Source organism: Streptomyces sp. GQFP (assembly GCF_021545335.1).
Taxonomy (GTDB): Bacteria; Actinomycetota; Actinomycetes; order Streptomycetales; family Streptomycetaceae; genus Streptomyces.
In genome coordinates, this window is record NZ_CP089312.1 from 2,691,105 (window position 1) to 2,705,806 (window position 14,702).

General features: G+C 71.0%; 12 protein-coding genes. 5 read left to right on the forward strand and 7 right to left on the reverse strand.

Annotated features, from left to right (window positions below; translation table 11 throughout):
- Nucleotides 1–167: 167 nt before the first annotated feature.
- Nucleotides 168–1,409: a L,D-transpeptidase gene (locus LUX31_RS11645; RefSeq protein WP_235474709.1), complete on the reverse strand. Its 1,242-nt coding sequence runs from the start codon at nt 1,407–1,409 to the stop codon at nt 168–170.
- A 162-nt stretch (nt 1,410–1,571) separates the two neighbouring features.
- Between LUX31_RS11645 and glgX the strand changes: the two genes are divergently transcribed.
- A complete protein-coding gene (gene glgX, locus LUX31_RS11650) occupies nt 1,572–3,860 on the forward strand; it encodes a glycogen debranching protein GlgX (RefSeq protein WP_235474710.1) in 2,289 nt (762 codons plus the stop codon).
- Between the two features lie 40 nt (nt 3,861–3,900).
- On the opposite strand, the gene LUX31_RS11655 is transcribed toward glgX, so the two are convergent.
- Nucleotides 3,901–4,371: a hypothetical protein gene (locus tag LUX31_RS11655; protein WP_235474711.1), complete on the reverse strand. Its 471-nt coding sequence runs from the start codon at nt 4,369–4,371 to the stop codon at nt 3,901–3,903.
- Entirely contained in the window at nt 4,371–5,027 is a 657-nt protein-coding gene (locus LUX31_RS11660) for a GNAT family N-acetyltransferase (RefSeq protein ID WP_235474712.1), read from the reverse strand. Before LUX31_RS11660 ends, LUX31_RS11655 begins: the two co-directional genes overlap by 1 nt.
- Before the next feature lie 144 nt (nt 5,028–5,171).
- Between LUX31_RS11660 and LUX31_RS37660 the strand changes: the two genes are divergently transcribed.
- Both LUX31_RS37660 and LUX31_RS11665 read left to right on the forward strand, forming a co-directional pair.
- Nucleotides 5,172–5,267: a putative leader peptide gene (locus tag LUX31_RS37660; protein ID WP_328285649.1), complete on the forward strand. Its 96-nt coding sequence runs from the start codon at nt 5,172–5,174 to the stop codon at nt 5,265–5,267.
- Between the two features lie 76 nt (nt 5,268–5,343).
- Nucleotides 5,344–6,753, forward strand: a complete 1,410-nt coding sequence (locus tag LUX31_RS11665) for a sulfatase family protein (protein ID WP_235474713.1) — start codon at nt 5,344–5,346, stop codon at nt 6,751–6,753.
- A 27-nt stretch (nt 6,754–6,780) separates the two neighbouring features.
- On the opposite strand, the gene LUX31_RS11670 is transcribed toward LUX31_RS11665, so the two are convergent.
- Genes LUX31_RS11670 through LUX31_RS11685 form a run of 4 tightly spaced genes read right to left on the reverse strand, consistent with a single transcriptional unit; the run spans nt 6,781 to nt 10,364 of the window.
- A complete protein-coding gene (locus LUX31_RS11670; protein ID WP_235474714.1) occupies nt 6,781–7,416 on the reverse strand; it encodes a response regulator in 636 nt (211 codons plus the stop codon).
- Complete coding sequence (locus LUX31_RS11675) at nt 7,406–8,668, reverse strand: sensor histidine kinase (protein ID WP_235479884.1); 1,263 nt, start codon at nt 8,666–8,668, stop codon at nt 7,406–7,408. The genes LUX31_RS11670 and LUX31_RS11675 overlap by 11 nt, the downstream gene beginning before the upstream one ends.
- Nucleotides 8,669–8,724: 56 nt before the next feature.
- A complete protein-coding gene (locus LUX31_RS11680) occupies nt 8,725–9,462 on the reverse strand; it encodes an ABC transporter permease (RefSeq protein ID WP_235474715.1) in 738 nt (245 codons plus the stop codon).
- Nucleotides 9,459–10,364, reverse strand: coding sequence for an ABC transporter ATP-binding protein (locus tag LUX31_RS11685; RefSeq protein ID WP_235474716.1), 906 nt, complete (start codon nt 10,362–10,364; stop codon nt 9,459–9,461). Before LUX31_RS11685 ends, LUX31_RS11680 begins: the two co-directional genes overlap by 4 nt.
- A gap of 219 nt (nt 10,365–10,583) precedes the next feature.
- Here LUX31_RS11685 and LUX31_RS11690 point away from each other — a divergent pair, with 219 nt between their 5' ends.
- A complete protein-coding gene (locus tag LUX31_RS11690) occupies nt 10,584–12,812 on the forward strand; it encodes an ABC transporter ATP-binding protein (protein WP_235474717.1) in 2,229 nt (742 codons plus the stop codon).
- Nucleotides 12,809–14,698, forward strand: a complete 1,890-nt coding sequence (locus LUX31_RS11695) for an ABC transporter ATP-binding protein (RefSeq protein WP_235474718.1) — start codon at nt 12,809–12,811, stop codon at nt 14,696–14,698. The genes LUX31_RS11690 and LUX31_RS11695 overlap by 4 nt, the downstream gene beginning before the upstream one ends.
- The last annotated feature ends 4 nt before the right edge of the window (nt 14,699–14,702 follow it).

Genomic DNA, 14,702 nt, shown 5'->3' on the forward strand with positions numbered 1-14,702 from the left:
TTTCTCCCCTCCCGTGGCCTGGTCAGGCCCACTTCCCCGGCGCGTCCCGCGCACCCCGGCGCATATTAACCACAAGGTCACACCCCCCGGCGGCCCTGAAAGGTCACTGTTCCGTCCCAACATCATCGGATTGTCGGACCCGACTGTTTACGTCGATTCAGTAACCGCTACTTCACGGCGCTGCCCGCTTTCCACTCCTTCCAGCCCATGTTCCAACCGCCGAGCCCGTTGTCGGGAGCGACCTTCTTGTCCTTGCTGTGGACGACCTCGACGACGTCACCGATGAGGCTCCGGTCGAAGAACCAGCCCGCCGGACTGTCCGAACTGCCACCCTTCACATCCCGCAGTCCGACGCAGCCGTGGCTGACGTTGGTGTTGCCGAAGGCGTCCGGCGCCCAGTAGTTGCCGTGCAGGAAGGTGCCGGAGGTGGTCAGGCGCATCGCGTGCGGGACGTCGGGGATGTCGTACTCCCCCTTGCCGTCCTTCTTCGTGAAGCCGACCGTGGCACCGTTCATCCGGGTCAGTTCCAGCATCTCGGTGACCACCATTTTCCCGTTGTACGTGGTGGTCTTGGGCGCCCCCGCCGTGATCGGCACCGTGGCGAGCAGTTCGCCGTCGCGCCGCACCTGCATGGTGTGCGCGGCGGCGTCGACCAGGGAGACCTGGCTGCGGCCGACGGTGAAGGTGAACGTCTTCTGCTGGATCCCGTACACCCCGGGCGACCCCTCGACGTCCCGCAGCCCCAGCTCGACGGTGACCTTGGTCCCCGGGGCCCAGTACTCCTCGGGGCGGAAGTCGAGGCGGTCGGCGCCGAACCAGTGCGGGCGGATCTCGACGGCGGGTTCCGCGGTGACGCGGACGGCGCGTTCGACGGCGGCGCGGTTCCTCAGTTCCCGGTTGAACTCCAGGGAGACGATCATTCCGGTGCCGACGGTGGCGCGGTTCTCCGGGGTGACGTATCCGATGAACCGCTCATCGGGCACGTACGTGGTGAAAGTCGTGTGCCGGGCCGAACGGCGTCCGTGGGCATCGAGGGCCACGACGTCGACCGTGTACCTGGCGGCCAGCGCGAGCCGCGCGTCGTCGGGCCGCCAGGACAGCCCGTCGTCCGAGATCCGCCCGGCCACCTCCGCCTCCTGCGCGTCCTGCGCCTTCACGACCTTCACAGACTCCAGGCGCCCGCTGGGCACCCGTACGAGAAGGGGGTTGTCGGGGCGCACGGCACGGCTGCCGTCGTCCGGGGAGACGCGGATCACGTCCTCCCGCCCCCGGGGTTTCCCGAACACCGAGTCCGTCCCGCCCACCCCCTCCGAAGTGCAGCCGGCGGCTCCGGCCAGCAGTCCTGCCCATGTCAGTACGGCGGCCAGCCCGGCCCTCGCGCGCCGAGCGCGCCCAGTTTCGTGCCTCACGCAGGACCCAACGACGCGGCCCGCCCTGGGGAAACGTGAGTGCGAGCCATGCTCTGGGCAGAACAGGGGGGAGAACGACGCGACAGGGCGCCGCGGCCGGGACGCCACGGCCCCTGTACCCGCTTCGTTCCACTCGTTCCACGAGCCGCAGGAGGCGGAGAGGTGTCCAGCGCAGCCGAGGAGAAGGCGGTGGCGGATCAGCGCGCCGTCGAGGAGAGGCACCCCGCCGCCGTATTGCCCGACACCGTGCTGAACGGCGCACCGCGCGCCGCGCTGCCCACCGTGCCCGTGTGGCCGGGAACCCCGATGCCACTGGGCGCGCGTTTCCGCACGGGCCCGGACGGGGTGTCGGGCACCAACTTCGCGCTGTGGGCGGGTGGGGCGGAGTCGGTGGAGCTGTGCCTGTTCGGCGAGGTGGAGGAGGGCGCGGGCGAGGTGGAGACCCGTGTGCCCCTCACCGAGCTGACGCACGAGATCTGGCACGGCTTCGTGCCCGGGGTCATGCCGGGCCAGCGGTACGGCTACCGCGTGCACGGCCGCTGGGACCCCTGGACGGGCGCCCGCTGGAACCCGGCGAAGCTGCTCCTGGACCCGTACGCGCGTGCGGTGGACGGCGACTTCGACCTGCCTCCCGAGGTGTACGGGCATGTCCGCGACTGGCCCCAGCAGCAGGTCGCGGACACCGTGCGCGACGACCGCGACTCGGCGCCGTACGTCCCGAAGGGCGTCGTCGTCCACGACGACACCACCGACGACGAGTGGGAGGACGACCGCCGCCCGAAGACCCCGTGGGCGGACTCGGTGATCTATGAGGTCCATGTGAAGGGCTTCACGAAACTCCACCCGGGCATCCCGGAGGAACTGCGGGGCACGTACGCGGGCCTGGCCCACCCGGCAGCGATAGAGCACCTGGTGCGGCTGGGAGTGACGGCGGTGGAGCTGCTCCCTGTCCACCAGTTCGCGCACGAGGACCACCTGCTGCGCCGGGGCATGAAGAACTACTGGGGCTACAACTCGATCGGCTACTTCGCCCCGCACGCCGGGTACGCGGCGACGGGTACGGCGGGCCGGCAGGTCGGCGAGTTCAAGCGCATGGTGCGCGCGCTGCACGCGGCGGGCATCGAGGTCATCCTCGACGTGGTCTACAACCACACGGCGGAGGCGGACGAACGCGGCCCGACCCTGTCCCTGCGGGGCATCGACAACAGGGGCTACTACCGCCTGCAGAACGACGCACGCCGCTACACGGACTACACAGGCTGCGGAAACACGCTCCACGTGGTCCAGCCGCACGTACTGCGCCTGATCACGGACTCGCTGCGGTACTGGGTGACGGAGATGGGGGTGGACGGCTTCCGCTTCGACCTGGCGGCGGCCCTGGCCCGCTCGATGCACGACGTCGACATGCTGTCCCCGTTCCTGGCGGTGATCGCGCAGGACCCGGTGCTGCGGCGGGTGAAGCTGATCGCGGAGCCGTGGGACGTGGGGTCAGGGGGCTATCAAGTGGGCGCGTTCCCGCCCCTCTGGACGGAGTGGAACGACCGCTACCGCAACGCGGTACGGGACTTCTGGCGGGGCGCACTGCCGGACGTGAGGGACCTCGGCTACCGCCTGTCGGGCTCAAGCGACTTGTACGCATGGGGCGGTCGCAGGCCCTACGCCTCGGTCAACTTCGTGACGGCGCACGACGGTTTCACCCTGCGGGACCTGGTGTCGTACGAGCGGAAGCACAACGAGGCCAACGGCGAGGGCAATCGGGACGGCACGGACGACAACCGCGCCTGGAACTGCGGCACGGAGGGAGAGACGGAGGACGAGCGGGTACTGGCGCTGCGGCGCCGCCAGTTGAGGAACTTGATGACCACATTGCTGCTGTCGACGGGTGTTCCGATGCTGGTCGCAGGCGACGAGCTGGGCCGTACGCAAGGCGGCAACAACAACGCGTACTGCCAGGACAACGAGATCAGCTGGGTGGACTGGAGCCTGCTTGAGGACCCGGGCTGGCGGGCGCTCACCGAACTGACGGCCCGTCTCATCGAGTTGCGCCACCGCCACCCCGTACTGCGCCGCCGGGCGTTCTTCTCCGGCCGGGCCCATTCGGCCGACGGGCTGCGGGACCTGGCCTGGTTCACCGCCGGGGGCACGGAGATGACGGAACGGGACTGGTACGCGCCGGCGGCGACCCTGGGCATGTACCTCTCGGGCCGCGACATCCCGGGCCGCGACGCCCGGGGCGCCCCGATCGTCGACGACAGCTTCCTGGCGGTCCTGCACGCGGGCGACCGCCCGACGGACTTCGCACTGCCGGGGGCGCCTTGGGCGGAACGGTACGAGGTGGTCGTCGACACGTCGCGGGAGGAGCAGGGGGAGGCGCCGGGGGTGGAGTACCGGGCGGGTGAGGTGATCAGGGTGCCGGGGAGGGCTGTGGTGTTGTTGCGGGTGGTGGGGTGAGGGGTGCCCGTGAAGCCGGCCGCCGTCAGCACGGGCGTTGTCAGGTATGGGTGCCGAAGTACGCGGCGGCCGCGTCGATGAAGCGGTCGTGTGCGGCACGTGCGGTGTCCTGCGCCACGGTGAGTTCCTCGATGCTCGTGGCGGCGTCGACCATGTCGTAGGTGGCGACGACCATGGCCTGTGCCGTGGCATGGACCGCCGGATCAGGCACGAGGAGCCGCAGTGCGACCAGGGGCCGGGTGATGGCGGAGCGGGTGGAGTGAGACCTCGATCGGAGTTCTTCCAGTGCGGCGTCGTCGGCGCCGCGCAGCCGGGCCTCCCCGCGCATCCACAGGGCCCGGCGGTGGTCGGAGCCGGCGGAGGCGAGTGTGGTCACCGCGTCGAGCCGGTCACGGCGCAACTGCTCAGCGGCGGCCGCGCGTTCGGCACGGCCGGCCGCCAGGTGCTGGAACGTGCCGGTGACGATCGATCCGAGGAGCGTCCCGACGACGGCGAGGACAGTGGCGACCATCAGCCGCTTCCCAGGGAGGGCTGTCCCTGGGCCAGGGAGCGAGCCCGCGCGAGGCGTCGTTCCAGGCCCGCCCGGCGGTCCGGCCATTCCTCCGCCGTGATCGAGAAGATCGCGGAGTCCCGGAGCCTGCCCTCCTCGCCCGGTACCCAGGACGGGGACCAGTTGCGCAGCACCCCCTCGAAGTGGGCGCCCGTTCTTTCGATCGCCGCACGGGAGCGGGTGTTGCGGGCGTCCGTCTTCAGGTCCACGCGGGCCACCTGCCAGGTCTCGAACGCATGCCGGAACAGGAGGTACTTGGCCTCGGGGTTCAGGCCGGTGCGCTGGGCCGAGGCCGCGAGCCAGGTGTAGCCGATCTCGATCGCGCACAGGCCGTCGCCCGCCGGCCACAGCCTCGGTTCCCAGTAGGCCGTGGTGCCCACCGCGCGCCCCGAGGCCCGGTCCACCTGCGCGTACGGAGCCAGCAGTCCGGCGGCGGCCCGGGCGTGCTGGGCGTCGATGTACTCGCCGATCTCCGCCGCCCTCGGTACCGAGGTGAAGCGGTACGAGCCGCGGTCCTCCTCCGCCGCCTCGGCCAGGTCCGGTGCGTGGCGGTGGTCCAGGGGCTCCAGGCGTACGCGGGAGCCCTCCAGAACCGGTCCGGCAAGTTTGAAGCTCATTGATCACCCGTCCAGCGCGGCACGACGTCGTCGGTTCCGTAGCGTTCCAGAGCCGGTGCCTCGTGTCGCGTGAATTCCGTGCCGGTTCCGGTCCGTGGACAGCTTCTTGACGCCCCTGGCGTCCCCCTGGCACCGTCCATGACCATGAGGAACTCCGCCGGTCTCCGCCGCGCGCACATCGCGCTCGTGGAACGGCGTCATGTCGACCTGTGCCGGCAGTCCAGCGCCATCTGTCGCTGAGCCCACGGTCCCTTCCTTCACCTACTTCCCTTAGGTGTCCCCTTCGTGGGCCCCCTCTGCCCTAAGGAACTCCCGCATGCCCGAAATATCCCGGCGTACGTTCGGTGGTCTCGTCGGTGGCGGTGCCGTCACCGCCGTTGCCGCCGCCGGTACGACTCCTGCCGCTGCCGCCGAGCGTCCGTTCCGGGCCCGTACGGCCGGACAGCACGGCAGACGCCGTCCCAACCTCCTCGTCATCCTCGGCGACGACCTCGGCTGGGCCGACCTCTCCTCCTACGGCGCCCCGCACATCAAGACGCCCAACCTGGACCGGCTCGCCCGGCAGGGGGTCAGGTTCACCGACGCCTACTCCGGGTCCGCGACCTGCTCGCCGACCCGCTTCAGTCTGTACACGGGGAGGTATCCGGGGCGTACCCCGGGCGGGCTCGCCGAGCCGATCGCCAACAGGACGCAGGGGCTCGACCCCGAACACCCCACCCTCGCCTCCCTGTTGAAGAAGGCCGGCTACTCCACCGCGCTCATCGGCAAGTGGCACTGCGGCTGGCTGCCCGACTACAGCCCCACCAAGTCCGGGTGGGACGAGTTCTTCGGCAATCACGGGGGTGTGCTGGAGTACTTCTCCAAGCTCGGCCAGCTCGGCGACCACGACCTGTACGAGGGCGACGCCGAGTATCAGGACCTGCGGTACTACACCGAGGTCCTCACCGAGCGGGCCGTCGAGTACGTCGGCCGGGACCACGGCGACAAGCCCTGGCTGCTCAACCTCAACTTCACCACCCCGCACTGGCCCTGGCTCGCCGAGGGCGACGAGGAGACCGGTGCCGAGATCGCCGCGAAGATCCGGGCCGCCAAGACCCAGGCCGAGATCAGCAAGGCCCTCAACCACTACGACGGCGGCTCCGTCGAGAAGTACACGGAGATGGTGCAGAGCCTGGACGCGGCCGTCGGTGAGGTGCTCGCCGCCCTGCGCCGCTCGGGGCAGGAGGAGAACACGCTGGTGTACTTCGCCAGCGACAACGGCGGTGAGCGCTGGTCGTACCTGTGGCCGCTGAGCGGCGAGAAGTTCGTGCTCCAGGAGGGCGGCATCCGGGTGCCGACGATCGTGCGCTGGCCCGCCGGGATCGACGGGCGCCAGGTCAGCCACGTACCCAACTTCTCCCCCGACTGGACGGCGACCTTCCTGGAGCTGGGCGGTGCCCGGCCCGATCCGGCCTACCCGCTGGACGGGACCAGTCTCGGCGGGTATCTGCTGCTGGACGAAGAACTGCCCGAGCGGGATCTGTTCTGGCGGGTGCGGGCCAACCGGGCGCTGCGGCGCGGGGATTGGAAGTACTACCAGGACGCCGCGAAGACCGATCATCTGTACAACCTGGCCGCCGACTCCCGCGAGCAGGCCGATCTCGCCCCGGACCGGCCCGAGGTGCTCGCCGAGCTGAAGGCCGCCTGGGAGGAGATCGCCAACGGGCTTCTGCCGTACCCGAGTTAGTCGAGGCGGCCGAACCAACCGGCCGAACTAGCCGAGAATCCCTCGCTGGTACGCCGTCGCCACCGCCGCCGCGCGGTCCTTCACGCCCAACTTGCCGTACAGGTGGGTGAGATGGGTCTTCACCGTGGCCTCGCTGATGAACAGGACGCGGGCGATCTCCCGGTTCGACGTGCCCTTGGCGACCAGGGCCAGGACCTCGCGTTCGCGGGCGGAGAGGGGCTCGTTGCCCGGGGTGCGGACGGCCGAGACCAGGCGGGAGGCGACCGCCGGGGAGAGGACCGTACGGCCCTGGGCGGCGGCCCGTACCGCTGTGAAGAGTTCGTCCCTCGGGGCGTCCTTGAGGAGGTAGCCGGTCGCGCCCGCCTCGATCGCGGGGAGGGTGTCGGAGTCCGTGTCGTACGTCGTGAGGACGAGGATCTTCGCCCGGGCGCCGGTCCGTGTCAGCTCCGCGATGGCCTCCACGCCTCCCCCGCCCGGCATGCGCAGGTCCATCAGGATCACGTCCGGGTCGAGGGCGGTGGCCAGGGTTACCGCCTCCACGCCGTTCGACGCCTCGGCCAGCACCGTGAAGCCCGGCGCCGACTCGAACATGCCGCGCAGACCGTCCCGTACCACCGGGTGGTCGTCGACGATCAGGAGGGTGATGGGCAGGTCAGCTGTCATGGGGGACCAACGGTACGCGTGCCGAGACCGCCGTGCCGTGGCCCCGCTCCGACTCCAGGGTGAGTGAGCCCGCGATGCGTTCGGCGCGGGCGCGCATGCCGTCGAGGCCGAAGCCTCCCGTGCCGGTGCGTTCGCGGACGGCGAGCGGGTCGAAGCCCTGGCCGTCGTCGCGGATGTCGAGGATCACCTCGTCGCCGAGGTAGGTGAGGGTGACGCCGACCCGGGTCGCGCGGGCGTGCCGGGAGGCGTTCGACAGGGCTTCCTGGGCGATGCGCAGGAGGGTTGCCGAGAGTTCCGCGTGGAGTTGCTCCGACGCTCCGGTGACCGTGAACTCGGCGCGTACGCCTGTCCGTTCGGCCCAGTCGGCGACCGTCTTCCGCAGGGCGCCCGGCAGTCCGTCGTTCTCCAGGGCCACGGGAGCCAGGTTCTGTACGGAGCGGCGAGCCTCGCCGAGGCTGTGGCGGGCCAGCTTCATGGCGCGGTCGATGTGCTCGCGTGCCAGGGTCCGGTCGGGGGTGTTCGTCACCACCTGGAGCTGGGCGATGATCCCGGTCAGGGCCTGGGCGATGGTGTCGTGGATCTCGGCGGCCAGCCGACGGCGTTCGTCGGCGACGCCCGCCTCCCTTGCCTGGACGAGGAGTTGGGCGTGCAGAGCGGCGTTCTCGTCGAGGGCCTGCTGCAACGCCGTGTTGGTGCGCTCGAGTTCGGCGATGGTGACGGCCCGGTCGCGAGAGCGCTGCTCCTGCTGCTGGGCGACATGGCCGGCCAGCCCCAGCATGGCGGTGTTCGTCAGCAGCATCACGCCGAACAGCGGCCACTGGACGAAGCTGTGGAAGGGCAGCCCACCGGCCTGCGTGCCCGCCACCACGACGGCGGTGGCGAAGAGACCGAACCGCTGCCGCCACGGTCCGACGATCGTCTCGTCGCTGTCGAAGTAGCCGGTGGCCGCGAAGAACCCGAAGAACGGGTTGATCCAGGTGAGGGCGAAGGAGATCGCCCAGCGCAGACCGTAGTAGACGGTCCCGCGCCAGGACGGGGTACGGGGGCCGCGGCGGGGCCCGTGCCACAGCTGGAGCAGGACCGCGGCGAGCACCAGTGCCCCGGCCGCGTACCACTCGGCGCGGCTCCCCACCAGCCCGCCGGCGACGACCGTGAGCAGGCTGGAGACGGCGAGCAGCCCGTAGACCCCCCAGGTGTGGACCTGGTCCTGACGGTGCTCGATCTGGTCCTGGTCCTGGTCCACCGCGGTCATGTCCCCGGTCTGCGCGGTCATCTCCCCAGTCTGCACGGGCTCTCGCCCGCCCCCGCCTACTCCCACCGGAACCAGCGCGCGGCGCCCGCCGTCAGCAGCACCGTCCAGGCCACCAGCACGCCCAGGTGGTCCCAGCCGGGCCAGTCCCCCGCCGCCGCCTGGTTCAGCGCCTGCGCCGCCGCGCCGAACGGTGTGTACCCGACGATCCTGGCCAGCACGTCCGGCATGGTCTGCACCGGCGCCCACACGCCCGCGCAGAACATCGCCGGGAAGAACACGGCCGAGCCGATCGCCGCCGCGATCTTCGTCGAGCGGGAGAGAGCGGAGACGAGGGCGCCCAGGGCGAGGGCGGCCAGCACGGCCAGGATCAGGGCGAGGACGTAACCGAAGGGCTGCTCGGGCAGTCGTACGTCGAAGGCCAGGCGGCCCACGACGAGGGCTGTGAGTGCCGACGCCAGGGCGGCACCGCCGTAGACCGTCATCTGCGCGGACAGCAGGGTGGAGGGACGGACCGGTGTGGTCGACATGCGACGCAGGATGCCCTGCTCGCGATAGCCGGTGAGGGTCTGCGGCATCGACTGGAGGCCGCCCACGATCATGCCGAGCAGCACGGCCACCGGAACGTAGGCGTCCACCGGGCGCAGGCCGTCGAAGGCCGGGTCGGGGTCGCGGAAGGACGGGATGGAGCCGAGGATCACCAGCAGGATGGTCGGGAACAGCAGGACCCAGAACAGCGCGCCCGGCTCGCGCCGGAAGAGCCGGACCTCGGTCCTCAGTACGGACGTACTGCTCATGCCGCCTCCTCCTTCGTGAGGTCGAGGAACGCGTCGTCCAACGTGGCGTCGGTGACACGGAGTTGGTGGGCCGTGACATGGCTGCGGGCGAGGAGGGTGATGACGGCGTTGACGGTCTCGTCGGTGCCGGAGAGGGTGACCCGGCCGTCCTTGTACTCGACCGACGCGAGCGCCGGAAGCGCGGTCAGGGCGTCCTCGGGCAGGGGCCCGGACGGCGTGAAGCTGATCACCGTGGCGCCCGCCGAGCGGCGGATCAGGCCGGCCGGGGTGTCCAGGGCGGCGATCCGCCCCTTGTCGATCACGGCGATCCGGTCGCAGAGCCGCTGCGCCTCCTCCATGAAGTGGGTGACCAGGAGGACGGTCACCCCGCTCGCCCGTACGTCCTCGATGAGCTGCCAGGTGTCCCGGCGGGCGCGGGGGTCGAGTCCGGTGGTCAGTTCGTCGAGGACGACGACCCTGGGGTTGCCGATGAGCGCGAGCGCGATGAACAGGCGCTGTTTCTGGCCACCGGAGAGCTTGCCGAACCTGGCGGTGAGCCGGTCGGTCAGGCCGAGGCGTTCGGCCAGCGGACGCCAGTCGGCCGGGTGCGGATAGAAGGCCGCGTACAGCTCAAGGGCCTCGCGGACGGTCAGTTTGGCCTGCAGCTCGCTCTGCTGGAGCTGGGCGCCCAGGACGCGGCTGGTGGCCTCGTGGTCGGTGACCGGGTCGAGGCCGGTGACCCGGACCCGGCCCGCGTCGGGCACCCGCAGGCCCTCGACGCACTCGACGGTGGTGGTCTTGCCGGCGCCGTTCGGGCCGAGGATCCCGAAGATCTCGCCCTCCTCGACGGCGAAGGAGACGCCGTCCACGACCGGCCGGCCACCGTAGGACTTGCGCAGTTCGTTCACTTCGATGACGGACATGGCATCAGGTTCGCGGTCGGGGCGGGGGCGGCACATCGGCCGACGCGCTCGGACCGGCATCAGCCGATCGGTTGATGCGCCCGTACGACCGACCGCACGACCGACCGCACGACCGACCGTACGGTCTCTCGAACACGCAGGTCGTAGGACCAGCGCCCGACCTGATCCGGGTCAAAACTCGGTAGGCACTGTCAGTGGTGGTCCGTAGGCTCGCTCTTGATGCCCACGACACGTGCAAACACCAAGGAACCCGAAACCGCGAACAACCGTGGCCGTTCCGCTGTACGTACGCTGCTGCGCCTGTGGCCGTATGTACGGCCGGTGCGTGTACGGCTGTTCAGCGCCGCGTTCGTCGCCATACTCGCGTCGTGCATGGGGCTGGTGATCCCGCTCGTCCTGAAGTGGATGGTGGACGGACCGATCGCCGACCGTGACTCGCGCGGCGTGTGGCTCGGGGCGCTGTGGCTGCTGCTGCTCGGGCTCGGGGAGGCGCTGCTGTTCGGGCTGCGGCGGTGGCTGGTGGCCCGGCCGCTGGCGGGGGTCGAGGCGGCGATGCGGGCGGATCTGTACCAGCGGCTCCAGCGGCTGCCGGTCGCCTTCCACGACCGCTGGCCGTCCGGACAACTGCTCTCCCGGGCAACTTCGGACCTGATGCTGCTGCGCATGTTCCTCGCCTTCCCCCTCACATTCCTGCTGGTCAACGCGGTGACGATCCTGGTAGGCGTGATCATCATGCTGGTCCAGGACTGGTCGCTGGGGCTGGTGATCCTGGGACCCGCCATCCCCGTACTGATCGTGTGCATCGTCTTCGAGCGGCGCTACCACCTCGTGGCCCGGCGGGCCCAGGACCAGGTGGGCGACCTGACGACGGTCGTCGAGGAGAGCGTGCTCGGCATCCGGATCATCAAGGGGTTCGGCCGACACCGCAGCCAGGCACGCGCCTTCCGCGAACTGGCACGGACCCTGCGCGGCACCGAACTGCACAAGGCCCGCCTGCTGTCGTCGATCTGGGCGGTGATCGTCACCCTGCCGGAACTGGCGATCGGAGCGGCACTGGTGCTGGGCACCGTGCAGGTGGCCGACGGCGACCTCTCGGCAGGCACCCTGGTCGCCTTCCTGTCGACGGCCCTCGCCCTGCGCTGGCCCGTCGACTCCATCGGCTTCCTCCTGGCAATGAGCCAGGACGCGGCGACAGCCACGGAACGGTACTTCGAGGTGATGGACGAGGGGCCGGAGGGAGCGGATGAGGCAGGGGAGGCGGGGAGCAAGGCGGTCCCCGGCGGCGGTGTCCCTGCGTCGGCCTCCGGCGGGGCCGGTGCGGCCGGTGGAGCCGGTGCGGCCGGTGGAGCCGGTGCGGCCGGTGGAGCCGGTGCGGCCGGTGGAGCCGGTGCGGCCGGTGGAGCCGGTGCGGCCGGTGGAGCCGGTGCGGCCGGTGGAGCCGGTGCGGCCGGTGTGCCTGATGCGGCGGGTGCCTCCGCCGCGACCGACGGGCACGCGACCCCCAACGGCCACTACGGCGCCCCCAAAGGGGCGCGGGGAACTGCGCGACCAGCCCCCACCGGGCCCGCAGCCAACAACCCGCGACCCGGCGAAGCCATGCCGCCGCGCCCGGGCGCGTCCGACACGGCCGACGCCAGCCGCGGCCTGCACTTCCACAACGTCACCTTCCGGTACCCCGACGCCCCCGACAACTCCCCTCCCGTCCTCGACCGCGTCGACCTCCACATCCGTCCAGGTGAGTCCATGGCCCTCGTCGGGACGACCGGCAGCGGCAAGACCACGCTGACCGCGCTCGTCCCCCGACTGCACGAGGTGACCTCGGGGCGTATCACCCTCGACGGGCACGACATCTCCGCCCTGCCCAGAGAAGAGCTGCGCGCCCTGGTCGCCGTCGCCTTCGAGGAGCCCACCCTCTTCTCGGCGAGCGTCGGCGAGAACGTCCTCATGGGGGCCGGGGAGGAAGCAGGAGAGGCCGAGTTGCGGCACGCGCTGTCCGTCGCTCAGGCCGATTTCGTGCACTCCCTCCCGCAGGGCATCGACACCCAGGTCGGCGAGCAGGGCCTCAGCCTCTCCGGCGGCCAGCGGCAGCGGCTCGCGCTGGCCCGCGCGGTCGTGGGCAAGCCCAGATTCCTCGTCCTCGACGACCCCCTGTCCGCGCTGGACGTGCACACGGAGGCCGCCGTCGAGGCCGCGCTGCGCCGGGTCCTCGCCGACACCACCGCCCTGATCGTGGCGCACCGCCCGTCCACGGTCCTGCTCGCCGACCGTGTCGCCCTGCTCTCCGGCGGCCGGGTCGCCGCCGTGGGCACGCACCACGAGCTCCTGCGGACGAACGCCGAGTACGCCTGGCTGATGGCCGGCGCGGACGAGGAGACCGACCGCGACCACGGCCACGGCCACGACGACAGCAGCAGCAGCACCGACAGCTTCGAGGAGGCCGCCCGATGACGGCGCCCACGACGACCGCGCCGACCCCCGACGACGAACAACCCCCCGAGCCCCAGACGGAGGCCGCTCTCACCACTGCCCAACTCCCCGCCCCCGGCGACCCCTTCGACCAGGACGACCTCCCCACCCCCAAGGGCGCCACCGCCGGCCTGCTCCGCTCCCTCCTCGCCCCGATGAAGGGCCGGGTCGTCCTCACCGCCGTGCTTCTGCTGCTCCAGCAGGCGGCCGTCCAGGCGGGCCCGCTGCTCGTCGCCTACGCGATCGACAGTGCCGTACCGGCCTTCCGCGACCACGACAACGGACCGCTCGTCGCCGTCGGCGTCGGCTATCTCCTCTGCGCGCTGGCCTCCGGCGGGCTCCAGTACTGGTTCATCGGATCCGCCGCCCGGGTCAGCCAGGACGCCCTGCTCGATCTGCGCGGCCGGATCTTCCGGCACGCGCAGGCCCTCAGCCTCGACTTCCACGAGCGCTACACCTCGGGCCGGCTGATCTCCCGTTCCACGGCGGACGTCGAGTCGCTGCGCGAGCTGCTGAACGACGGACTGCAGGAACTCGTCACCGTCGCCCTGTCGTTCGCGTACATCTCGGCGACCCTGCTCTGGCTGGACTTCGGCCTCGGCGCGCTCGCCGTCGCGTCCTTCGTCCCCCTCGGCCTCCTCATCCGGTCCTACCGCCGCCGGGCCGGCCGCGTGTACGGGCTGCGGTCCACCGCCATCGCCTCCGTCATCGTCAAGTTCGTCGAGACGATGAACGGCATCCGGCCGGTGCGCGCGTTCCGCCGCGAGGCCGTCAACGACGCCGAGTTCGCGGTCCTCAACAAGCGGCACGAGCGCAGGAACGGCGACGCGCTGCTGGAGATGGCCCGTTACGTCGTCAGCTCCCGCGTCGTCGCCAACACCGCTGTCGCGGCGATGGTGTTGTGGGGCGCCCACCGCGTCGCGGACGACTCGCTCGAACTGGGTGTGCTGGCCGCCGCCGTGCTGTATCTGCGCCGGCTGTACGACCCCATCGACCGGCTCGGCATGTTCCTCAACTCCTATCAGTCGGCCACCGCCTCCCTGGAGAAGATCTCCGGGCTGCTCGCCCAGACACCCTCCGTCCCCGAACCGTCAACTCCCAAGCCGCTTCCGGTACTTGAGTCCGAGCACCCCGGTCGCGAGGTCGTCTTCGACGAGGTCCGGTTCGCGTACCGCACCGGCGGCGAGGTGCTGCCCCGCTTCGACCTCACCCTCCCGGCCGGGCAGACCGTCGCCGTCGTCGGCTCGACCGGCGCGGGCAAGTCCACCCTGGCCAAGCTGCTCGCCCGCTTCTACGACCCCACCGAGGGGCGGATCCTCCTCGACGACGTCGATCTCCGCGACCTTTCCAACTCCGAGCTGCGGCGCGGGGTCGTGATGGTGACGCAGGAGGCCTTCCTGTTCTCCGGGAGCGTCGCCGACAACATCGCCATAGGCCGCCCGGACGCCGAGCGCGAGGAGATCGAGCGGGCGGCGAAGGCGATCGGCGCGCACGATTTCATCAGCGCCCTGCCCGAGGGCTACGACACGGACGTACGCAAACGAGGCGGCCGAATCTCCGCCGGGCAGCGCCAACTGGTCGCGTTCGCACGGGCGTTGCTCGCCGATCCGGCAGTGCTGATCCTCGACGAGGCGACCAGCTCGCTGGACATCCCGGGTGAACGGGCCGTGCAGCGCGCGATGTCGACGGTGCTGAACGGTCGTACGGCCGTGGTCATCGCGCACCGGCTGTCGACCGTGGAGATCGCCGACCGGGTGCTGGTGATGGAGCACGGGCGGGTCGTCGAGGACGGGCCGCCGGCCGAACTCATCGCCGGTACGGGCCGGTTCGCGGATCTGCACCGGGCCTGGCGGGACAGCCTTGCATGAGTAC

Excerpts from the sequence above, each read along its gene's own strand:
- LUX31_RS11655 (WP_235474711.1), bottom strand. The coding sequence starts at position 4,371 with ATGGTCGCCACTGTCCTCGCCGTCGTCGGGACGCTCCTCGGATCGATC.
- LUX31_RS11660 (WP_235474712.1), bottom strand. The coding sequence starts at position 5,027 with ATGAGCTTCAAACTTGCCGGACCGGTTCTGGAGGGCTCCCGCGTACGC.
- LUX31_RS37660 (WP_328285649.1), top strand. The coding sequence starts at position 5,172 with ATGAGGAACTCCGCCGGTCTCCGCCGCGCGCACATCGCGCTCGTGGAA.
- LUX31_RS11665 (WP_235474713.1), top strand. The coding sequence starts at position 5,344 with ATGCCCGAAATATCCCGGCGTACGTTCGGTGGTCTCGTCGGTGGCGGT.
- LUX31_RS11670 (WP_235474714.1), bottom strand. The coding sequence starts at position 7,416 with ATGACAGCTGACCTGCCCATCACCCTCCTGATCGTCGACGACCACCCG.
- LUX31_RS11675 (WP_235479884.1), bottom strand. The coding sequence starts at position 8,668 with ATGACCGCGGTGGACCAGGACCAGGACCAGATCGAGCACCGTCAGGAC.
- LUX31_RS11680 (WP_235474715.1), bottom strand. The coding sequence starts at position 9,462 with ATGAGCAGTACGTCCGTACTGAGGACCGAGGTCCGGCTCTTCCGGCGC.
- LUX31_RS11685 (WP_235474716.1), bottom strand. The coding sequence starts at position 10,364 with ATGTCCGTCATCGAAGTGAACGAACTGCGCAAGTCCTACGGTGGCCGG.
- LUX31_RS11690 (WP_235474717.1), top strand. The coding sequence starts at position 10,584 with ATGCCCACGACACGTGCAAACACCAAGGAACCCGAAACCGCGAACAAC.
- LUX31_RS11695 (WP_235474718.1), top strand. The coding sequence starts at position 12,809 with ATGACGGCGCCCACGACGACCGCGCCGACCCCCGACGACGAACAACCC.